Raw genomic sequence first — 21,616 nt, 5'->3', positions numbered from 1 at the left:
GCGGGCAAGCTCCGACGGATTGTAATGAGCGTGTACGACCCGGGCAACAAAATTTTCGAATTATGAGATCTTTTCTCGTAATGCGGAATATTGCTGCGCTGCACCCTTGTTTCGGGCGTCTCCGGCACGCGCATTCCGGACAAATCCGTTTCCGTTCAACATATCCGGTATAGGTTTTCCATGTATTGCGCTGCGCTACAATCCTGCCATGTTGACCGATCGGCTTTTCGCACGCTCGGCGCGACCGTCGGGCCCGCCGGCGGAGTCGCAGCCGTCCCGCTGGCACCACGGACCGTGGTGGTCCAATTCCTATTTGCTGACGCCGCTGCTGTCGATCCTCGTGTTCCTCGTGGTGATGAGCCTCATTCTATGGAGCCTCAATCGCCGCGAGCAGCAACAGCAGGAAGACACGCTGTTCCGTAACGTCGCGTGGGCGCAGCAGCAGATCCGCCTGTCGATGACGGGCGCGCAGGAACAATTGCAGGCGCTGTCGCGCGATCTCGCCTCGGGCCGCCTCGACCAGAATGCGTTCCAGATGGCCGTCGCGGACGTGATGCAGACGCATCCGGAAATCCTCTATCTGAACTGGTATACCTCGCCCGGCGTGCAGCGCTGGCCGACCGTGCACCCGCCGCTGCTCGGCCAGCGGCTCGCGAAGCCCGGCGACGCGCAGATGCAGGACGCCGTGCGCGGCGCGTACGACGAAGCGCGCAGCACGCGCCGCCAGGCCTATTCGCCGCTGATCTACGACGACTTCGGCAACGGCTACATCACGCTGCAGACGCCCGTGATGCGCGGCGACCGCGAATATCTCGGCTCGATCGCCGCCGTGTTCTCGGTCGAAGGGATCCTGAAGCACGACATCCCGCAGGAGCTGTCGTCGAAGTACAAGATCTCGATCACCGACTCGAACAACCGCGAGCTGTCGTCGACGTCGACGCGCCCGCGCCTGCCGCGCGACTCGCACTACGACCTGCCGCTCGACCCGCCCGGCCAGGGGCTGACGGTGCGCGTGTATGCGTTCCCGCAGCTCACGAACCTGACCAACAATACGCTCGTGTGGCTAGTCGCCGGGCTGTCGTGCTTCGTGCTGTGGAGCCTCTGGAGCCTGTGGAAGCACACGCGCCAGCGCTTCGAGGCGCAGCAGGCGCTGTACGCGGAAGCGTTCTTCCGCCGCGCGATGGAGAACTCGGTGCTGATCGGCATGCGCGTGCTCGACATGCACGGCCGCATCACGCACGTGAACCCCGCGTTCTGCCGGATGACGGGCTGGGACGAAACCGACCTCGTCGGCAAGGTCGCGCCGTTCCCGTACTGGCCGCGCGACGCGTACCCGGAAATGCAGCGCCAGCTCGACATGACGCTGCGCGGCAAGGCGCCGAGCTCGGGCTTCGAGCTGCGCGTGCGGCGCAAGAACGGCACGCTGTTCCACGCACGCCTGTACGTGTCGCCGCTGATCGACAGCTCGGGCCGCCAGACGGGCTGGATGTCGTCGATGACCGACATCACCGAGCCGAAGCGCGCGCGCGAGGAACTCGCGGCCGCGCACGAACGCTTCACGACGGTGCTCGAAAGCCTCGATGCCGCGGTGTCGGTGCTCGCCGCCGACGAGGCCGAGCTGCTGTTCGCGAACCGCTACTACCGTCACCTGTTCGGCATTCGCCCGGACGGCCATCTGGAGCTGTCGGGCGGCGGCTTCGACCGCGCGCAGGCGTCGTCGGACTCGATCGACATGGTCGACGCGTTCGCGGGCCTGCCGGCGGCTGCGCTGACGAGCAGCACGGCCGACGCGCAGGAGGTGTACGTCGAGAGCATCCAGAAGTGGTTCGAGGTGCGCCGCCAGTACATCCAGTGGGTGGACGGCCACCTCGCGCAGATGCAGATCGCGACCGACATCACGACCCGCAAGAAGGCGCAGGAACTCGCGCATCAGCAGGAAGAGAAGCTGCAGTTCACGAGCCGATTGATGACGATGGGTGAAATGGCGTCGTCGATTGCTCACGAATTGAATCAGCCGCTCGCCGCGATCAACAACTACTGCTCGGGCACGCTCGCGCTGGTGAAGAGCGGCCGCGGCACGCCCGAGACGCTCCAGCCCGCGCTGGAGAAGACCGCGCAGCAGGCGCTGCGCGCGGGGATGATCGTCAAGCGGATCCGCGAATTCGTGAAGCGCAGCGAGCCGAAGCGCCAGCCGGCGCGGGTCGCGGACATCGTCGCCGATGCGGTCGGGCTCGCCGAAATCGAGGCCAGAAAGCGCAGGATCCGGATCGTCACGGAAATCCTCGCAAGAATGCCTATTATTTATGTCGACCCCGTGCTCATCGAGCAGGTGCTCGTGAACCTGATGAAGAACGCGGCCGAAGCGATGGCCGACGTGAAGCCGGCGTCGGCGGACGGCATGATCCGCGTCGTCGCCGACATCGATGCGGGCTTCGTCGACATCCGCGTGATCGACCAGGGGCCGGGCGTCGACGAAGCGACCGCCGAGCGTCTGTTCGAACCGTTTTACAGCACCAAGTCCGATGGCATGGGCATGGGGCTGAACATCTGCCGTTCGATCATCGAATCGCATCGGGGGCGTCTGTGGGTGGTCAACAACGTCGAGCCGGACGGCCGCATTTCCGGCGCGACGTTCCACTGCAGCCTGCCCATTGGGGAACCCGCTGATCTCGGCCAAGGGGGGCGCGAGGCATCGGCATCACATACCGTTACGGGAGAACTATGAATAGCCCTGTCACCACCACTCAGGAAACTGTCTTCGTCGTCGACGACGACGAAGCCGTACGGGACTCGCTGCGCTGGCTGCTGGAGGCGAACGGCTATCGCGTGCAATGCTTCTCGAGCGCCGAGCAGTTTCTCGATGCCTATCAGCCGGCGCAGCAGGCCGGCCAGATCGCATGCCTGATCCTCGACGTGCGGATGTCGGGCATGAGCGGCCTCGAACTGCAGGAGCGCCTGATCGCCGACAACGCCGCGCTGCCGATCATCTTCGTCACGGGCCACGGCGACGTGCCGATGGCAGTATCGACGATGAAAAAGGGTGCGATGGACTTTATCGAGAAACCGTTCGACGAAGCCGAGCTGCGCAAGCTGGTCGAGCGGATGCTCGACAAGGCCCGAAGCGAAAGCAAGAGCGTCCAGGAACAGCGCGCCGCGAGCGAACGCCTGTCGAAGCTGACCGCGCGCGAACAGCAAGTGCTCGAACGGATCATTGCGGGCCGCCTGAACAAGCAGATCGCCGACGATCTCGGGATCAGCATCAAGACGGTCGAAGCGCACCGCGCGAACATCATGGAAAAGCTCAACGTCAACACCGTGGCCGATCTGCTGCGCCTCGCGCTGTCCAAGAAGCAGGCCTGAACGTTGCACGCGGCCGCGGGGCGCCTGCCCGGCCGGCCGCACCACCGCGCCGCGCGATGCGGCCCACTCGCGCGGTGCTTCCCCGCTTTCGTCGCGGCACGTCCCGCACCGCCGCCGTGACGCTTCCCGTGTATTCGCTGTCGGACGACGGCAAGCGAACGGTATAATTGCGTGCTTTGCTGCGGCGTTTCGCGCGCCGCACGCCCGCATTCCAACTTCCCGGCAGGACCACCACCATGACAGCCCTCCTCATCGACGGCAACGCCCTATCGAAGACCTTGCGCGCGCAGGCCGCCGAACGCGCCGCCGCCCTGGCCGCACGCGGCCACCAGCCCGGCCTCGCGGTCATCCTCGTCGGCGCCAATCCGGCGAGCGAAGTCTACGTGCGCAACAAGATCAAGGCATGCGAGGACAACGGCTTCTTCTCGCAAAAGGATGCGTACCCGGACACGCTGTCGGAAGCCGACCTGCTCGCGCGCATCGACGAGCTGAACCGCGATCCGAAGATCCATGGGATCCTGGTCCAGCTGCCGCTGCCCGCGCATATCGACAGCCATAAGGTGATCGAGGCGATCGCACCGGAGAAGGACGTCGACGGTTTCCACGTCGCGAATGCCGGCGCGCTGATGACCGGCAAGCCGCTGTTCCGGCCGTGCACGCCGTACGGCGTGATGAAGATGTTCGAAGCGCATGACATCCCGCTGCTGGGCGCGAACGCGGTCGTGATCGGCCGCTCGAACATCGTCGGCAAGCCGATGGCGATGCTGCTGCTCGAAGCCGGCGCGACCGTGACGATCTGCCACAGCAAGACGCGCGACCTCGCCGCACACACGCGCCAGGCCGACATCGTGGTGGCCGCGGTCGGCAAGCGCAACATCCTGACGGCCGACATGGTGAAGCCGGGCGCAACGGTGATCGACGTCGGCATGAACCGCGACGACGCGGGCAAGCTGTGCGGCGACGTCGACTTCGCCGGCGTGAAGGAAGTCGCCGGCCACATCACGCCGGTGCCGGGCGGCGTCGGCCCGATGACCATCACGATGCTGCTGATCAACACGATCGAAGCCGCCGAGCGCGCCGCCGCGGCCGCCTGATCGCCCTGCCCCGCCCAGCCGGCGCGCACGCGTGCGCCGGCATCCTGCCGGCCGCCGTCGCGGCCGCGTCATGACGCCGCGTTCGCGGCCCGTATCCGACCCTGCTGCGCCCGCCGTCGGCCCATCCCAATCGCGTCGTTAGAAACTAACGATTGGAAAGCAGGCGATGCGCCCCAATAATGTCGGTATCGGGCGCCGCGGTATCGCGCCCACCCTTTTCACCCCGGTTCATCCGGCAACAGACAGGGAGTCTTAATGTCCGCCAGCGCCAACACCAATCCGCTCCTCGATTTTTCCGGCCTGCCCCGCTTCGGCGAGATTCGCCCGGAACACGTGACGCCCGCGCTCGACACGCTGCTCGACGCCGCCAACCGTGCGGTCGACACCGCGAGCGCGCCCGCGACACCGGCGACCTGGGCCGATATCGTCGAGACGGTCGAGCAGGCCACGGAGCCGCTCGGACGGGCGTGGGGCGTCATCGGCCACCTGAACGCCGTCGCCGATACGCCGGAGCTGCGCGCCGCCTACGGCGAGAACCTGCCGCGCGTGACCGAATTCTGGTCGAGCGTCGGCCAGAATCTCGCGCTGTACGAGAAGTACAAGGCGATCGCCGCGAGCGCCGAATATGCGACGCTGTCGGTCGAGCGCAAGAAGATCCTCGACAACGCGCTGCGCGACTTCCGCCTGTCGGGCGCCGAGCTGCCCGAAGACCAGAAGCCGCGCTTCGCCGAACTGCAGGAACAGCAGGCCGCGCTGTCGAAGGCGTTCTCCGATCACGTGCTCGACGCGACCAACGCGTACGCGTATTTCGCGCAGGACGAGGCCGAGCTGGCCGGCCTGCCGGGCGACGCGATCGAAGCGGCGCGTGAAGCCGCGCAGAAGGAAGGCAAGGAAGGCTGGAAATTCACGCTGCACTTCCCGTCCTACTTCCCGGTGCTGCAGTACGCCGAGAACCGCGCGATGCGCGAGACGCTGTACCGCGCGTATGCGACGCGTGCGTCGGAGCTCGGGCCGCAGTATGGCGGCGGCAACGCCGAGTGGGACAACACGGCGATCGTTGCCGATGAACTGAAGCTGCGCCGCGAAGAAGCGCAGATGCTCGGCTACCGCAACTTCGCCGAAGTGTCGCTCGCGCCGAAAATGGCCGAATCGCCGCAGCAAGTGATTGCGTTCCTCGAGGATCTGGCAACGCGCGCCCGTCCGCATGCGGACAAGGACTGGGACGAGCTGCGCGCGTTCGCGGCGAAGGAACTCGGCCTGACCGAGCTCGCGCCGTGGGACGTCGCGTTCGCGGCCGAACGGCTGCGCCAGCAGCGCTACGCGTTCTCGGAAAACGAGGTCAAGCAGTACTTTCCGGAACCGGCCGTGCTGAAGGGCCTGTTCAACGTCACCGAAACGCTGTTCGGCGTGCGGATCAAGGCGGACGACGCGCCGGTATGGCACAAGGACGTGCGCTTTTTCCGCGTCGAGAACCGCGACGGCTCGCTCGTCGCGCAGTTCTATCTCGACCTGTACGCACGCGAAGGCAAGCGCGGCGGTGCGTGGATGGACGACGCACGTGCGCGCGCGAAGCGCGGCAGCACCGTGCAGACGCCGGTCGCGTACCTGACCTGCAACTTCTCGGCGCCGGTCGGCGGCAAGCCCGCGTGCTTCACGCACGACGAAGTCATCACGCTGTTCCATGAATTCGGCCACGGGCTGCATCACATGCTCACGCGCGTCGACGAACTCGGCGTGTCGGGCATCAACGGCGTCGAATGGGACGCGGTCGAGCTGCCGTCGCAGTTCATGGAAAACTTCTGCTGGGAATGGGACGTGCTGTCGTCGATGTCGTCGCACATCGACACGGGCGCATCGCTGCCGCGCGCACTGTTCGACAAGATGATCGCCGCGAAGAACTTCCAGAGCGGGCTCGGCACGCTGCGCCAGATCGTGTTCTCGATGTTCGACATGCTGCTGCACGTCGACTTCGATCCGGCGGGCGCCACCGGCGTGAACGCGTTCGCGCGCGAGATCAACGAGCGCTACCACGTGATCCCGCAGGCGGCGTTCTCGCGCTGGCCGAACACGTTCAGCCACATCTTCGCGGGCGGCTACGCGGCCGGCTACTACAGCTACAAGTGGGCCGAAGTGCTGTCGGCCGACGCGTACGCGGCGTTCGAGGAAGCGGCCGCCGCAAGCGGCAGCGTGCTCGACGCGGAAACCGGCACGCGCTATCGCCGCGAAATCCTCGAAGTCGGCGGCAGCCGCCCGGCGATGGATTCGTTCAAGGCGTTCCGCGGCCGCGAGCCGGAAATCGACGCGCTGCTGCGTCACAACGGGATGGCCGCGCCCGCGCACTGAGCGCTCGCCTGCCCGGTTCGCCGGGCGGATCGAACCAAGGCACCGCTTCGGCGGTGCCTTCTTCATGGTGCGGGCGTTTCGTCGCCGGCTGCGCTGGCTGCAGCGCGTGCGCTGGCTGTGTCGGCTTCGTCGGCTTCATCATCGAACAGCGAGAATTGCCCGTGACGCTCGGCCGTATCTTCGTCGATGCGCACGCCGACGCCCAGCAGCCTCACGGCCCGCGCACGCCGCTGCAGTCCCTTCGCGAGCAGCGTGACGGCCGTCTGCGCGTTCGTCGCGTCGGCCACGCATTCGACCGTCGTGCGCTGGAAATCGGCGAAGCGGATCTTCACGTACAGCTTGCGGATCGCGCGTGCCGCGCCGGCGCGTGCGATCCGCGCATCGAGCTGCACGACGAGACGGCGAATCTCGTCCGCACATTGCTCGAGCGTCGTCAGGTCGGTCACGTAGGTCGTCTCGACGCTGACCGACTTGCGCTCCTGGTCGGCCTGCACGGGCCGCTCGTCGATCCCGCGCGCGAGCTGGTACAGCCGCCGGCCGAACGCACCGAATTCGCGATGCAGGTCGATCAGCGACCAGTCGCGCAACTGCGCGCAGGTCTGGATGCCGAGCCGGTCGAGCCGCGTGGCCGTCACCTTGCCCACGCCGTGCAGCTTGCGCACCGGCAGCGCGGCGACGAACGCATCGACTTCGTGCGGGCGCACGACGAACAGGCCGTCGGGCTTGTTCCAGTCGGACGCAATCTTCGCGATGAACTTGTTGGGCGCGACGCCGGCCGACACCGTCACGCCGACCGTGTCGTGCACGCGCTGGCGGATCTCCCGCGCGATCAGCGTCGCGCTGCCCTGGCACAGCCCGGAACCGCTGACGTCGAGGTATGCCTCGTCGAGCGACAGCGGCTCGACGTCGTGCGTGTAGTCGCGATAGATCGCCATGATCTGCCGCGATGCCGCGCGGTATTTGTCCATCGCGGACGGCAGGATCAGCAGGTCCGGACACTTGCGCATCGCGAGCGCCGCCGACATTGCCGAATGCACGCCGTAGCGTCGCGCCTCGTAGTTGCAGGTCGCGATCACGCCGCGCTGATCGGGCCGGCCGCCGACCGCGAGCGGCCGGTTGCGCAGCGACGGGTCGTCGCGCATCTCCACCGACGCGTAGAAGCAGTCGCAATCGCAGTGGATGATCTTGCGCACGCGCGGCGGAGCATCGCCGGGTGGCGGCGCGCCCGGATCGGCTGGCGGGATGATGGTCGGATTCACGGTGCCGATACTGTACAAAAACACAGTGACCGTTTCAACTGCCACGTGCTGCCTGGATCGGCTGCCGCCCTTCCCGGCCCATTCCGGCCCTCCGCGCGCGGCAGCCCGGGCGGCACGCACAGTACCGGTCCGCTTCGCGCGGATCGTACCGCCGCACGAACGGGCCGCCCCCTATACTCGTCTGCCACGACATACGAAACACACGGGTGACGGATGAAGACGATCGGACTGATCGGCGGGATGAGCTGGGAATCGTCGGCCGAGTATTACCGGATGATCAATCGCCATTCGAAGGCGCTGCACGGCGGCCATCACAACGCGAAGAGCGTGCTGGTCACGGTCGATTTCGCGGAGATCGAAGCGCTGCAGCGCGCACAGGACTGGACCGCGCTCGGCGCACGGATGGCCGATGCCGCGCGTCAGCTCGAAGCGGCCGGCGCCGATCTCGTCGTGCTGACGACCAACACGATGCACCGCGTGCACGAGGCGATCGAAGCGGCGGTGACGCTGCCGTTCCTGCACATCGCCGATCCGACCGGCGCCGCGCTGCGCGCTGCGGGCGTCGAGCGCGTCGCGCTGCTCGGCACGCGCTACACGATGGAGCTGCCGTTCTATGCGGAGCGGCTGCGCGACAAGTTCGGCCTCGACGTGCGGGTGCCCGACGAATCCGCGCGCGGCGACGTGCACCGGATCATCTACGACGAGCTGTGTCATGGCGTGATCGAAGCCGAATCGCGCGCGACGTACGTGGCGATCATCGACGAACTGGCGAAACGCGGCGCGCAGGCGGTGATTCTCGGCTGCACGGAAATCACGCTGCTGATCGGCGCGGACGATTCGCCGCTGCCGGTGTTCGATACGACCGCGCTGCATGCGAAGGCGGCGGTCGAGTGGGCGGCGGGCTGAAAAGCGGGTGTCGTTGCGCATCTGGCGACAGTCGGGCACAGGGCACGCTATCGGCAAGCGCCACCGGTTTGCGGTCGCACATCGTGCCTGGCGGCGGCGATGATGCTCCGTTCGGACGCTGAAAACAAAAAACCCGGCACGGGGCCGGGTTCCTGTCGACGAAGCGCGCATCGGTCACTTGCGCTGCACATCGTCTGGTGTGCTTGGTTGCGGGGGTAGGATTTGAACCTACGACCTTCGGGTTATGAGCCCGACGAGCTGCCAGACTGCTCCACCCCGCGTCAGAGAAATAAATTATAGGGTGAGGGAGTACTCACGTCAACACTTTTGTCACAATTTCTTTACAAGCCGTCAGCGTCGCGACGAGCAGTCGCCGTGCCGCATTGCGTGTTGCGCACGTTCGCGCCCCGCGCTCGCGGTAAGATGGCGGCCTTCGCATTCACCCCGCCCGCACTCCCCGTTCATGAAAATTGCCACCTGGAACGTCAACTCGCTCAACGTCCGCAAGCAGCACGTGCTCGACTGGCTCGCGCAAAGCGGAGCCGACGTGCTGTGCCTGCAGGAACTGAAGCTGCCGGACGAGAAATACCCGCGAGCCGATCTCGACGCCATCGGCTACCGTAGCTGGTTCACCGGCCAGAAGACCTACAACGGCGTCGCGATCCTCGTGCGCGACTCGCTCGCCGTCGACGAATCGGACGTCGTGCGCAACATCCCCGGTTTCGAGGACCCGCAGCAGCGGGTCGTTGCGGTGACGGTCGACGGCGTGCGCATCGTGTCCGCGTATTTCCCGAACGGCCAGGCGCCCGGCTCCGACAAATTCCTCTACAAGATGCAGTGGCTCGATGCGCTGCATGCGTGGCTGGGCGCCGAGATGCAGCGCTATCCGAAACTCGCGCTGCTCGGCGACTTCAACATCGCGCCGGAAGATCGCGACGTGCACGACCCGGCGAAGTGGGTAGGCCAGAACCTCGTGTCGCCGGAAGAGCGCGCGCACTTCGCGAAGCTGCTCGAACTCGGCTTCGTCGATGCGTTCCGCCGCTTCGAGCAGCCCGAGAAGCTCTTCACGTGGTGGGACTACCGGATGTTCGCGTTCCGCCGCAACGCGGGGCTGCGTATCGACCACATCCTGCTGTCGCCGGCGCTCGCCGAATCCTGCACGTCGTGCGAGATCGACCGCGTGCCGCGTACGTGGGAACAGCCGTCGGATCACACGCCGGTCGTCGCGATCGTCTGCTGAGCGCCCCACCCGCTCACGCCCGCGCTCAACCGCGCGCGGGCGCGGGCCCGAGATGGGCCCACAGGAAACCGAATTCCGCCGCATCGGCTTCGGCTCGCTCCAGATCGTCGGCGCTGCCGTGGCCGCCGTCGGTGTTCTCCCAGTACCACACCCGTTCGTGACCGAGCGCATGCATGCGCGCGGCCATCTTGCGCGCATGCGCGGGATGCACGCGATCGTCGCGCGTGGACGTCGTGAGCAGCAGCGGCGGATACACGGCGCCTTCGCTCACGCGGTGATACGGCGAATAGGCGGCGAGCGCCGCGCCTTCGTGCGGATCGTCCGGATCGCCGTACTCGTCGAGCCATGCGGCGCCCGCGTGCAGCTTCGGGTAGCGCCGCATGTCGAGCAGCGGCACGCGGCACAGCACCGCGCCGAACAGCTCCGGCCGCTGCACCATGCAAGCGCCGACCAGCAGCCCGCCGTTGCTGCCGCCCTCGATACCGAGTTGCGCGGCCGTCGTCACGCCGGTGCGGATCAGATCCTCGGCCACCGCGATGAAGTCGTCGAACGAACGCTGCCGATGCGCGCGCTGCGCGTCGACGTGCCAGCCCGGCCCGAATTCGCCGCCGCCGCGGATGTGCGCGAACGCCGCGACACCGCCGCGTTCGAGCCACGCGATGCCGAGCGCGTCGCTATAGCCCGGCAGGTTCGGAATCGCGAAACCGCCATAGCCGGACAGCAGGCACGGCCGCGCGACGCGAGACGGGCCGTCGGGGCGATCCGCTGCATCGAGCGCATCCAGCGCGTCACGCGGCCCGATCAGCGTGTACGGGACGATCGTGCCGTCGCGCGAGCGCGCGTTCGCGCGGCGTACGACGAGCCCGGCCGCATCGAAGCGCACCGGCGGACGGTCGAGCAGCACGCGGCGCGATTGCGCATCGGCCGCCTGGTCGGCCAGATCGGCGAGCCAGCATTCGGGCGGATCGACGTACGTGTCGACATCCACATACACGTCGTCGTTCAGCGTCGGCTCGACCGGCTCGACATCGATCTGCGCGTCGCCCGGCCAGTCGAACGGCCGCGCGTTCCACGTCCACGCGCCGTCGTCGCGCTGCGTCGGCTGCCACAGCATCGTGCGGTTGTGCACGTCGTCGAGCCAGCTCGCGATCAGCAGGGTGCGCGTGTGCGTCCAAGTGCACGCGGACGTCGACGGTCGCGGCGCGAACAGCGTCGTGAAGTCGCGCGACCCGGCGAGGAACGCGTGCTCGCGGATCGCGAGCAGCGAGCCGCCCGCGTGATGCACGCCGCCGCAGTCCCAGTCGAGCCGCGGCTCCAGCATCAGCCAGCCTTCCCAGAAACCGACCTCGACATGGGTCGGCACATCGTAGCGCGCCCATTCGCCGGCGCCGGTCAGCCAGTACGAATGCGCGTCGAAGAAGTCCACGCTGCGCCACGCGACGTGGCGGCCGTCGATCGGATCGAACCACGCGCCCGCGCTGATGTCGTCGGGTTCGCCGCGGAACACGACGGGCGCATCGGCGAGCGCCGTGCCGCGCACCCAGCGTCGCGCTTCGTACGGATAGCCGGCCGCGGTCGCATGCGCGTCGCCGCGATCCCAGCTCACGTAGACGGTATCGCGGTCGATCCAGCCGACCGTGTGATGCCCCGGCGCGTCGATCGTGAAGCCGCCGTCGACGAAACGGCGCTGCACGAGATCGAACTCGCGCACGACGACCGCGTCGGCGCCGCCCGGCGACAGCGACAACAGCGCCCGGTCGCCGTCCGGATACAGGATCGTGTCCTGCTCGAACAGCCACGACTCGCCCTCCTGCGCGCCGAGCGCATCGACGTCGAGCAGCGTTTCCCAGTCGGGCCGGCCGGCGCGCCAGTCGTCCCAGCGCGCGCGGCGCCACAGTCCCTTGGGATGGAGATCGTCCTGCCACAGGTCGTACGCCCAGTCGCGCCAACGCGTCGGGATCACCGGGCGTTCGCGCGGCAGATACGCGTGCGCGAGCCGCGCGGCGAGCGCGCGATACGCATCGTCGTCGCGCAGCGCGACGCGCGTGCGCGCATTCTGCTCGTCGACCCACGCGCGGGCGCGCTTGCTGTCGAGCGCTTCGAGAAAACGGAACGGATCGGCCCCAGCGGGCCAGCGGAAGGAATCGGACATGACGGAGACGTACGTGACGGCAAACCGCGATTATGTCCGATCGCGGCATGCGCGATGTCCGCGCATGCCGCGTGCGGTGCTTACGGCTCCAGGTGGAGTTCCTGGATCTTGCGCGTGATCGTGTTGCGACCGATGCCGAGCCGCTCGGCCGCCTCGACCTTGCGGCCGCGCGTGAAGTCGAGTGCCTCGCGGATCACGGCCGCCTCGAAGCGGCGCGCGAGTTCGTCCATCACGCCGCCCGAATTCTCGCGCAACAGCCGCGCGACCTCGGTACGCAGGCCGTTCTCCCACATCGGATAGCCGGCCGGTGCGCCGTTCGGTGCGGCCGCGACGGGCGCCGACGTCAACGGCATCGCCCCGGCTGCCGGCTGCGCACGCGCGACGTCGCCCGCCCCGCCGTACGCGCTCGCGGCGCCAGGCGCATCCGCGCCATCGGCCGTCGCCGTCACCGGCGCGCCTGCCGGCACGAGATCCGGCGGCAGATCCTTGATCTCGACCGTCTGCGCGGGCGCCATCACGGTCAGCCAGTTCGCGAGGTTCTCGAGCTGTCGCACGTTGCCGGGAAAGGCCAGCGACGTCAGGTACGCGAGCGCCTCGTCGGACACGCGCTTCGGCTCGACGCCGAGATCGCGCGCGCTCTTCTGCAGGAAGTGGCGCGTGAGCAGCGCGATGTCCTCGCTACGTTCGCGCAGCGGCGGCAGGCGCAGCCGGATCACGTTGAGCCGGTGGTAGAGGTCCTCGCGGAACAGCCCCTGCCGCACGCGCGACTCGAGATTCTGGTGCGTCGCGGCGATCACGCGCACGTTCGCGCGCAGCGGGTTGTGCCCGCCGACGCGGTAGAACTGGCCGTCCGACAGCACGCGCAACAGGCGCGTCTGCAGGTCGAACGGCATGTCGCCGATTTCGTCGAGGAACAGCGTGCCGTTCTCGGCCTGCTCGAAGCGGCCCTGGCGCGTGGTCTGCGCGCCGGTGAACGCGCCGCGCTCATGGCCGAACAGCTCGGATTCGAGCAGATCCTTCGGAATCGCCGCGGTGTTCAGCGCGATGAACGGGCCGTTCGCACGCGGGCTGTGACGGTGCAGCGCCCGTGCGACGAGCTCCTTGCCGGTGCCCGATTCGCCGGTGATCAGCACGGTCGCGGCCGAATGCGACAGGCGGCCGATCGCGCGGAACATGTCCTGCATCGCGGGCGCCTGGCCGAGCATCTCGGGCGCTTCGGCCACGCGCTCGTCCTGCGGCGCGCCGCCGCGCAGGCTTTCCTCGACCGCGCGGCGAATCAGTTCGACGGCCTTGTCGACGTCGAACGGCTTCGCGAGATATTCGAACGCGCCGCCCTGGAACGCCGCGACGGCGCTGTCGAGATCGGAGAACGCCGTCATGATGATGACGGGCAAACCGGGCAAGCGCTCGTGCATCGCCTGCAGCAACTCGAGGCCGGAGCCGCCCGGCATCCGGATGTCGGACACGAGCACCTGCGGCGTCTCGTGATCGAGTGCGGCCAGCGCATCGCGCACGTTCGCGAAGCTCTTCGTCGCGAAGCTGTCCCGGGCGAGCGCCTTTTCGAGCACCCAGCGGATCGATTGGTCGTCGTCTACTATCCAGATCGGCTTCATAGGTCGGTCAGAGATTGGTGAATCCGGTGAATCGCACTGCCGCTCAATGGTCGAGCGGCAGCAAAATCTGAAACTCGGTACGTCCAGGCCGGCTCTCGACCTCGATCGTCCCGTCGTGCTGCTGCACGAAGGTCTGCGCGAGCGTGAGGCCGAGGCCGCTGCCGTCGTCGCGGCCGGACACGAGCGGATAGAAGATCCGGTCGCGGATCTCTTCCGGAATGCCGGGCCCGTTGTCGACCACGTGCAAGTCCAGTGCCAGCTTGTACAGGCGCTTCGCGATCGTCACCTTGCGCGCGACGCGCGTGCGCAGCTCGATCTTCGCGTCGCCCTGCGCGATCCGCTCGCGCAGCGCCTGCGCGGCATTGCGCACGATGTTCAGCAGCGCCTGGATCAGTTGCTCCTTGTCGCCGCGCAGGTCCGGCACGCTCACGTCGTAGTCGCGCTCGATCGTGAGCCCGCGCGGAAATTCCGCGAGCATCACCGCGCGCACGCGTTCGCATACTTCGTGAATGTTCACGTCGCCGACGATGTGCGGATGCCGATGCGGCTCCAGCAACCGGTCGACGAGCGTCTGCAGGCGGTCGGACTCCTTGATGATCACCTGCGTGTATTCGCGCAACTCGCCGCGCTCGCGCTCGCTCAGCTCGAATTCGAGCAGCTGGGCTGCGCCGCGAATGCCGCCGAGCGGGTTCTTGATCTCGTGCGCGAGGTTGCGGATCAGTTGCTTGTTGACCGCGGTCAGGTCGTGAATGCGCTCTTCACGGTCGGTGCGCGACTGCCGTTCGTTCTCGAACAGCTCGACGAGCACGAAATCGGGCGCGGTCTCGAGGAAGCCGACGATCGCATGCACGTGCAGCGCCTCGTGGCCGGGCCGGTCGAGCACCGTGTCGAGATGCGTCGCGTGAAAGCGCTCCTCGCCGATCGCGGTGATCGTCGATGCGAGTTCGTTCGCGTTCGGGAAAATCTCGCCCCACGGCCGCTGCGCGAGCTGCCGGCGCGACATGTCGAGCATCGCTTCCGCGGACGGATTCGCGAACGCGACCCGCAGCGTCTTGCGGTCGAGCACGATCACGACCGTCGGCAGCGCTTCCAGCCCCGCAAGCAGGCCCGATTGCATGAGCCGCTCGTCTTCCGTGAGTCGCTCGGGCTGCCTCGTCTTCGCCTTGATCAGATTCTTCAGAGCCATCGTGCGTGTCGTCGCGCGTCACCGGTCGGAAATTGAAAATGCTCGGAACGAAAAGGGGACGGCTGGACGCCGTCCCCCTTCAGACTCCGCCGCTCCCGCCGCAAGCCGCGCGACGGGAGCGAACCGGCATGACGGCGCTGAATCGAAGCGCCATCGCCGATTACAGCGAGTAGTACATCTCGAACTCGATCGGATGCGTCGTCATGCGGAACTTCGCCAGTTCCTGCTCCTTCAGCGCGAGGTACGCGTCGAGCATGCTGTCCGTGAACACGCCGCCACGGGTCAGGAACTCGCGATCCTTGTCGAGCGCTTCCAGTGCCTGGTCGAGGCCTGCGCAGACGGTCGGGATCTTTGCATCCTCTTCCGGCGGCAGGTCGTACAGGTTCTTGTCCGCTGCTTCGCCCGGATGGATCTTGTTCTGGATCCCGTCGAGGCCGGCCATCATCAGCGCCGAGAACAGCAGGTACGGGTTCGCCATCGGATCCGGGAAGCGCGTTTCGATACGGCGGCCCTTCGGGTTCGACACGTGCGGAATGCGGATCGATGCCGAACGGTTGCGTGCCGAGTAGGCGAGCTTGACCGGCGCTTCGAAGTGCGGGACCAAACGCTTGTACGAGTTCGTCGTCGGGTTCGTGATCGCGTTCAGCGCGCGAGCATGCTTGATGATGCCGCCGATGTAGAACAGCGCCAGTTCCGACAGGCCGGCGTAGCCGTTGCCCGCGAACAGGTTCTGGCCGTCCTTCCAGATCGACTGGTGAACGTGCATGCCCGAACCGTTGTCGCCGACGACCGGCTTCGGCATGAACGTCGCCGTCTTGCCGTACGAGTGCGCGACGTTATGGATGATGTACTTCGACCATTGCGTCCAGTCGGCGCGCTCGACCAGCGTCGAGAACTTCGTGCCGATTTCGTTCTGGCCCTGGCCCGCCACTTCGTGGTGGTGCACTTCGACCGGGATGCCGAGCTGTTCGAGCAGCAGGCACATTTCCGAACGCATGTCCTGGAACGTGTCGACCGGCGCGACCGGGAAGTAGCCGCCCTTCGTGCCCGGACGGTGGCCCGTGTTGCCGCCTTCGAATTCCTTGCCTGCCGACCACGGTGCTTCTTCCGAGTTGATCTTCACGAAGCAGCCCGACATGTCCGTGTTCCACTGGACCGAGTCGAAAATGAAGAATTCCGGCTCCGGACCGAAGTAGGCCGTGTCGCCGATGCCCGTGCTCTTCAGGTACGCTTCGGCGCGCTTCGCGAGCGAACGCGGGTCGCGCTCGTAGCCCTTGCCGTCGGCCGGCTCGACCACGTCGCAGGTCAGCACCAGCGTCGACTCTTCATAGAACGGGTCGATGAACGCGGCGTTCGGGTCCGGCATGAGCAGCATGTCCGACGCCTCGATACCCTTCCAGCCCGCGATCGACGAACCGTCGAATGCATGACCGCTCTCGAACTTGTCTTCGTCAAACGCCGAAACCGGCACCGACACGTGCTGTTCCTTGCCGCGCGTATCCGTGAAGCGGAAATCGACAAACTTGACGTCCTCGTCCTTCACGAGCTGCATGACGTCGGCGACGGTTTTACTCATAACCTCTTCTCCTGATTGAACAATTCCGGCGGACTGGGAACCGCCTCGTTTATCGAGCTGCCCGGAGTCTGGCTTTGGCGCAGCGCGCTCCGGGTCGACCGAATTCTATATAGCAGCTTCCATGCCAGCCTCGCGCCGAACCGGCCGGAACCGCGCCGGCCCGCGCCGTAGCGGGGCCCGGCTGCGCAATTCCGGGGCTACGGCGCGCGACATGTGCCGATCGATCGCACCACGATAGTGCAAACTCCGTGACCGACCGGCGGAATGGAATCATTGTGGTGCATGCACGCCATTCTGCACTCTTTTGGTGAGCGCGGGGGCGGTGCATGCACCGCACGCGCCCGGACATCCATGCAGCGGCAGCGCGCTAGAATGCTCGTTTGACCGATACGGAGACCTCCCGCCATGAGTACGCTCGACCAGCTTTACGCGAAGGCCGAAGAACGCCGCACCCAAGGCTCGCTCAACTATGCCGGCGCATTGCTGCCGGTCGAGGCATTCGAACTGCTGCAGCTCGACCCGTCGGCCCGCCTCGTCGACGTGCGCACCCGCGCCGAGCTCGACTGGGTCGGCCGCCCGCTCGTCGGCGACGGCCAGTACCTGCACATCGAATGGACGCGCTACCCGGGCGGCGTGCCGAACGCCGAGTTCGTCAACGAACTGAAGGCGGCCGTCGCACCCGATGCGCCCTTGTTGTTCCTGTGCCGCAGCGCCGCGCGCTCGAAGCTCGCCGCGGTCGCGTCCGCGCAGGCCGGCTTCACGAAGGCGCTCGACCTGCTCGAAGGCTTCGAAGGCGCGAAGGACGCCGAGGGCCACCGCAAGACGGTCGACGGCTGGTGCTTCCGGAAACTGCCGTGGATCGGCGCCTGAGCGCGCCTGCCGTGCGCCGCGCCCGACTTCGACATCGTCGAGCCGGGCGATGACATGCCGATGACGGGCCGCGTTGCGCGGCCCGTTGCTTTTGGTACGCCGTGTTGCTGACCGCTCAGGCGCGCGGCGCATCGGGCTCGACGATATCGCCGCCGAGCAGATGCACGCCTTCACGCAGCTTCACGAACGCGGCCGCGACTGCCTCCGGCTCGCCCTTCACGCCAAGGTCGATATGCCGGCGCGTGTAGATCCCGCCGCGTTCCGCGTCGCCCACGCTCGGCAGGCTGAACACGCGCACGCCGGGGAAGTCGCGCTCGATCTTCTCCATCAGCGGCGTGAGCGTCGACTCCGGCAGTTCGAACACGTACAGCGAACGCTCCGCGTGCGGGCTTGCGTGATGCAGATGCCGGTACTTCGTGTCGAGCACCCATTCGATCATCGGCCACGCCATCACCGGGAAGCCCGGCACGAAGTGCAGATCGCCGACCGAGAAGCCGGGAATCCGGTTGTACCCGTTCGGAATGATCGTCGCGCCCACCGGGAACACGCCCATGTTGAAGCGGTGCTGGTTTTCCGGCGAATCGAAGTCGACCGGCGTGGCCGGATCGGCGTGCGTCTCGCGGATGCGCTCCGAGATCAGCACCTTCGCTTCCGGATGCAGCTCGAGCGGCACGCCGAGCGCGGCGGCCGCGCACTGGCGCGTGTGGTCGTCCGGCGTCGCGCCGATCCCGCCCGTCGAGAACACGATGTCGCCGGATGCGATCGCGCGCGCGAGCGTCGCGGTGATGCGCGCCGGATCGTCGCCGACGTATTCGGCCCAGTCGAGCGCGAGGCCGCGCGCACCGAGCAGCTCGATGACCTTCGCCAGATGCTTGTCCTGCCGGCGACCCGAAAGGATTTCGTCGCCGATGATGATGATGCCGATGCTCATGCCTGCCCCATGTCGATTGCGGTGGCGCGCGAGCTCGCGCGCAGGTCTTCCAGCGCGCGCAGGCAATAGTGCCCGAACCACAGCGCCGAGAAGACGAGGATGAAAGCGTATACCCAGATCATGGCCGCCGCGACGAACGGGAACAGCACCATCATCCAGACCGACGATACCCACACGAAGGTCGGCACGGTGCCGAGCAGCCCGGTCGCGACGCCGATGCCGATCAGCGGCCAGCGATGCCGGCGCACGAGCGCGCGGCGCTCGTCGCGGCTCGCGTGCTGCGCGAGCGCGTCGTAGGTCATCACGCGGTACGTGAGCCAGCCCCAGATCACGGGCGGCAGCAGCGCGAAGAACGGCGGAATCAGCCACAGCGGGATCGTGACGACGAGCAGCACGACGCCGACGATCGCCGCGCCGAGCGAATTGAACACGCTGCCGAAGAAGGTGCCGCCCCGCTTCGCTTCGAGCGCCGCGAACTGTCGGTTCGACAGGTGCTTGATCACGACCGGCATCGAGATCGTCGCGATCAGCAGCAGCACGGTGAGCACGATCAGCGGAATCGCCAGCGACACGACGACGAACGGCGCGACGACCGCGTGCAGCTGCGACATCCCGATCGCGTCGAACGCGCGGTACAGCGCGGCGGTCAGCATGAAGCCGTCGAGCGCGCCGCGCGCGACGTCGATCAGCGTCTGCCACGAGAACCACAGCACGACGCCCCACAGCAGCGCCGACACGACGAACGGCATCAGGGTGAGCCACAGCATGCGCGGGTGCAGCGCGCTGACGAGCGCCCGGACGAAGGAGCGCAGCAAGTCGTTCATGCGGACCTGTATCGGTGGAGAAAAACGGGGAAAGGATAAACCACACGGCCCGCATGCGCCAAAGCGCATGCGGGCCGTGTGGGAAAGCCGTTCAACGGGAGAAAGGCCCGCTCGGGATCAGGCCGATGCCGCGCCGCGCTTCGCGGGAACGAGGCGCCGGAAGATCCGCACGAACGCGAGGCCGTGCTGCGCCCAGAAGCCTTCGCCGTAGGACACGCCCTCGACCTGCTCGCGGATGCCGGTCGGCTCGACCGTGCGGTTCCACGACGCGGTGCCGAACATCATGTCCCACCACGGGAACAGCACGCCGAAGTTGCAGCCGTACTTGGTGCCTTCGTGGCCGTAGCCGACCGCATGGTGGCGGCGGTGGAAGATCGGGCTCACGAGCAGGCGCTCGCCGATGCGGCCGTACGACAGCCGTGCATTCGTATGCTGGATGCTCTGCAGGAAGTTCGTGACCGCGGTCAGCACGACGAACTGCGACGGCGTCACGCCGATCACGAGCGCGATCGCGGCAAAGAAACAGGACTGGAGCACGTCGTCGAGCAGGTGGTTGCGGTCGTCGCACCACAGCGACATCTGCCGCTGGCTGTGATGGACCGCGTGCAGCTCCCACCAGATGCCGAACTTGTGCTGCCAGCGGTGATACCAGTAGCCAGCGAAATCGAGCACGACGAGGTAGATCGCGAACGCGACGATCGGCTTCGACGTGACGCCCGGCCACAGATAGTCGAGGTTCACGTTCGCGACGCCGTGCAGGCGCAGCCACGCCTGGAACTTGTCGAACACCGGCTGCAGCGCGAAGAAGAAGAACAGCGTGTAGATGCCGAGCTTCGAGATCGCCGTGTAGATCACGTCGACGCGCACCGCGCGGCGGTTCTTCCAGCGCTCGACGGGCGCGAGCGCCTCGAGCGGGCGCAGCAGCGCGAACATCAGCACCATCTGCAGCGCGCCGATGATCACCCAGTACAGCGCGTCGTAGGTGTCCTCGTCATAGTCCATCAGGTCGAACTTGAAGAGGAGCGGCTGCACGACGTCGACGTACAGCCAGGTCTGGATGTTCGACACGAAGGTATCGATCAGGTGCAGCATCGCCGAGCTCCGTCCGTTACGCGCCGTTCGCCGCCTTCCACGGCGCGCGGTCGTAGAAGTAGATGCCGTGCGGCGAGCGGCCGACGGAGATCGTCTGCACCAGCTTGCGCGACGCCAGGTCGATGATCCCGACCTTCTTCGCGAAACGGAACGTCACCCACAGCGTCTTCTTGTCGGCGGACAGCTCCATGTCGTCGGGGCCCGGCAAGAGGCCGGTGATGTCGCCGACCTTGGTGAGCGTGATCTCGTCGATGATGCTGATCGTGTTCGCGACCCGGTTCGTGATCGCGACGTGCGTGCCGTCGGCGAGCGAGCGGAAGTTGTGCGCGCCCTTGCCGGTCTGGATCGTCTTGACGACCTTCTGATTGCGCCAGTCGACGACCGCGACGTAATCGGCGCCCGTCATGCCGACCAGCAGGTATTTGTCGTCCGGCGTCATCCACAGGCCCGCCGGCACCTTGCCGACCGGCATCTTCCACTTGACCGTCTGCGTCGCGAGGTCGACCGCCGCGATCTCGCCGGACACCTGCAGCGACACGAGCACCGTCTTGCTGTCCTTCGTGAACGCGAGGTGGCTCGGCATCACCGCGAGCGGCAAGCGCGTCACGAGATGCAGGTCGCGGCCGTCGTAGCTGTAGATGTCGAGCCGGTCGAGGCGCAGCCCGGTCGACACGAACCACTTTTTATCGGGCGAGAAGCCGAGCTGGTACGGATCCTCGATGCCTTCGACCGTGCGCTGCAGCTTGCCCGTCTTCGGATCGACGAACATCAGGCTGTTCGAGACCGAATTTGCGACGATCAGCGACGAATTGTCGGGCGTCGCCATCAAATGGTGCGGCTCCTTGCCGGTCGGCATCGTGGACACGACCTCGCGGGACTGCTGGTCGATCAGGGAAAGCGTCGCTTCGGCCGAATTGAGGACGATCACGTTATTCGCGTGTGCGGCGGGCGCCAGCACGGCGGCGGCCAGCGCAAGCGTGCGGCCGAAGGAAAGGAAAGTGCGCATGAAGACTCACGTCGTGGAACAGCAGTGATTGTAGAACGTTCGGCGGGCCCCTCCGGTTGACCCACGCCGGTATTGCGCCGCGTTTGCGCCACCTTGCCGCACGCCGCGGCGGCCGGACGACCCGCCGCGGCCTGCGCCGCGGCGCAGGCCCGGGCCGGCCGCCG

16 protein-coding genes, 1 tRNA gene and 1 pseudogene are annotated in these 21,616 nt (G+C 66.9%); 7 read left to right on the top strand and 11 right to left on the bottom strand.

Annotated features, from left to right (window positions below):
- Positions 1-71: 71 nt before the first annotated feature.
- Positions 72-289: pseudogene (locus O1Q03_RS40035) on the bottom strand (hypothetical protein); the annotation flags it as partial.
- On the opposite strand from O1Q03_RS40035, the gene fixL reads away from it, so the two are divergent.
- The 4 genes from fixL (at position 209) to O1Q03_RS36635 (ending at position 6,797) form a co-directional block, all read left to right on the top strand.
- The gene (gene fixL / locus O1Q03_RS36650; RefSeq protein ID WP_124829401.1) at positions 209-2,725 is read left to right on the top strand and encodes an oxygen sensor histidine kinase FixL; all 2,517 of its coding nucleotides are present in this window, start codon (positions 209-211) and stop codon (positions 2,723-2,725) included. The pseudogene O1Q03_RS40035 and the gene fixL overlap by 81 nt on opposite strands.
- A complete protein-coding gene (gene fixJ / locus O1Q03_RS36645; RefSeq protein ID WP_006493245.1) occupies positions 2,722-3,360 on the top strand; it encodes an oxygen response regulator transcription factor FixJ in 639 nt (212 codons plus the stop codon). The genes fixL and fixJ overlap by 4 nt, the downstream gene beginning before the upstream one ends.
- Before the next feature lie 236 nt (positions 3,361-3,596).
- Entirely contained in the window at positions 3,597-4,454 is an 858-nt protein-coding gene (gene folD / locus O1Q03_RS36640; RefSeq protein WP_269510378.1) for a bifunctional methylenetetrahydrofolate dehydrogenase/methenyltetrahydrofolate cyclohydrolase FolD, read from the top strand.
- A gap of 255 nt (positions 4,455-4,709) precedes the next feature.
- Complete coding sequence (locus O1Q03_RS36635; RefSeq protein ID WP_269510376.1) at positions 4,710-6,797, top strand: M3 family metallopeptidase; 2,088 nt, start codon at positions 4,710-4,712, stop codon at positions 6,795-6,797.
- A 62-nt stretch (positions 6,798-6,859) separates the two neighbouring features.
- Here the strand turns inward: O1Q03_RS36635 and dinB are convergent, their stop codons facing one another.
- A complete protein-coding gene (gene dinB, locus O1Q03_RS36630) occupies positions 6,860-8,080 on the bottom strand; it encodes a DNA polymerase IV (RefSeq protein WP_269510374.1) in 1,221 nt (406 codons plus the stop codon).
- 189 nt (positions 8,081-8,269) lie between these two features.
- Here dinB and O1Q03_RS36625 point away from each other — a divergent pair, with 189 nt between their 5' ends.
- On the top strand, positions 8,270-8,962 hold the full coding sequence (locus O1Q03_RS36625; RefSeq protein WP_269510372.1) for an aspartate/glutamate racemase family protein: 693 nt from the start codon (positions 8,270-8,272) through the stop codon (positions 8,960-8,962).
- Positions 8,963-9,166: 204 nt separating this feature from the next.
- Here O1Q03_RS36625 and O1Q03_RS36620 read toward each other — a convergent pair.
- Positions 9,167-9,243 (bottom strand) — tRNA-Met (locus O1Q03_RS36620).
- A gap of 182 nt (positions 9,244-9,425) precedes the next feature.
- Between O1Q03_RS36620 and xth the strand changes: the two genes are divergently transcribed.
- Entirely contained in the window at positions 9,426-10,202 is a 777-nt protein-coding gene (gene xth / locus O1Q03_RS36615) for an exodeoxyribonuclease III (RefSeq protein ID WP_269510370.1), read from the top strand.
- 25 nt (positions 10,203-10,227) lie between these two features.
- On the opposite strand, the gene O1Q03_RS36610 is transcribed toward xth, so the two are convergent.
- From O1Q03_RS36610 to glnA, 4 genes are all read right to left on the bottom strand, one after another.
- Positions 10,228-12,354, bottom strand: a complete 2,127-nt coding sequence (locus O1Q03_RS36610; RefSeq protein ID WP_269510367.1) for a prolyl oligopeptidase family serine peptidase — start codon at positions 12,352-12,354, stop codon at positions 10,228-10,230.
- Positions 12,355-12,434: 80 nt separating this feature from the next.
- The gene (gene ntrC / locus O1Q03_RS36605) at positions 12,435-13,967 is read right to left on the bottom strand and encodes a nitrogen regulation protein NR(I) (RefSeq protein WP_269510364.1); all 1,533 of its coding nucleotides are present in this window, start codon (positions 13,965-13,967) and stop codon (positions 12,435-12,437) included.
- Between the two features lie 43 nt (positions 13,968-14,010).
- Entirely contained in the window at positions 14,011-15,153 is a 1,143-nt protein-coding gene (glnL, locus tag O1Q03_RS36600) for a nitrogen regulation protein NR(II) (RefSeq protein ID WP_269510362.1), read from the bottom strand.
- 160 nt (positions 15,154-15,313) lie between these two features.
- Positions 15,314-16,729 (bottom strand): type I glutamate--ammonia ligase, encoded by a 1,416-nt coding sequence (gene glnA, locus O1Q03_RS36595; protein WP_006482510.1) that lies wholly within the window; start codon positions 16,727-16,729, stop codon positions 15,314-15,316.
- Between the two features lie 405 nt (positions 16,730-17,134).
- On the opposite strand from glnA, the gene O1Q03_RS36590 reads away from it, so the two are divergent.
- Positions 17,135-17,599 carry a rhodanese-like domain-containing protein gene (locus O1Q03_RS36590; protein ID WP_269510359.1) on the top strand — a complete coding sequence of 155 codons (465 nt, stop codon included), beginning with the start codon at positions 17,135-17,137 and terminating at the stop codon, positions 17,597-17,599.
- A 115-nt stretch (positions 17,600-17,714) separates the two neighbouring features.
- Here the strand turns inward: O1Q03_RS36590 and O1Q03_RS36585 are convergent, their stop codons facing one another.
- From O1Q03_RS36585 to O1Q03_RS36570, 4 genes are all read right to left on the bottom strand, one after another.
- Positions 17,715-18,530, bottom strand: a complete 816-nt coding sequence (locus O1Q03_RS36585; protein ID WP_269510356.1) for a competence/damage-inducible protein A — start codon at positions 18,528-18,530, stop codon at positions 17,715-17,717.
- Positions 18,527-19,354, bottom strand: a complete 828-nt coding sequence (locus tag O1Q03_RS36580; protein WP_269510354.1) for an EI24 domain-containing protein — start codon at positions 19,352-19,354, stop codon at positions 18,527-18,529. Before O1Q03_RS36580 ends, O1Q03_RS36585 begins: the two co-directional genes overlap by 4 nt.
- 117 nt (positions 19,355-19,471) lie before the next feature.
- Positions 19,472-20,446 (bottom strand): sterol desaturase family protein, encoded by a 975-nt coding sequence (locus O1Q03_RS36575; protein WP_269510351.1) that lies wholly within the window; start codon positions 20,444-20,446, stop codon positions 19,472-19,474.
- Positions 20,447-20,462: 16 nt separating this feature from the next.
- Entirely contained in the window at positions 20,463-21,452 is a 990-nt protein-coding gene (locus O1Q03_RS36570; protein WP_269510348.1) for a YVTN family beta-propeller repeat protein, read from the bottom strand.
- Between the last annotated feature and the right edge of the window lie 164 nt (positions 21,453-21,616).

Origin of the sequence: Burkholderia sp. IMCC1007 (assembly GCF_027257875.1) — a bacterium.
GTDB lineage: Bacteria > Pseudomonadota > Gammaproteobacteria > Burkholderiales > Burkholderiaceae > Burkholderia.
The sequence above is the reverse complement of the archived record's forward strand: the minus strand, read 5'-3'. Positions and strand labels throughout refer to the sequence as shown.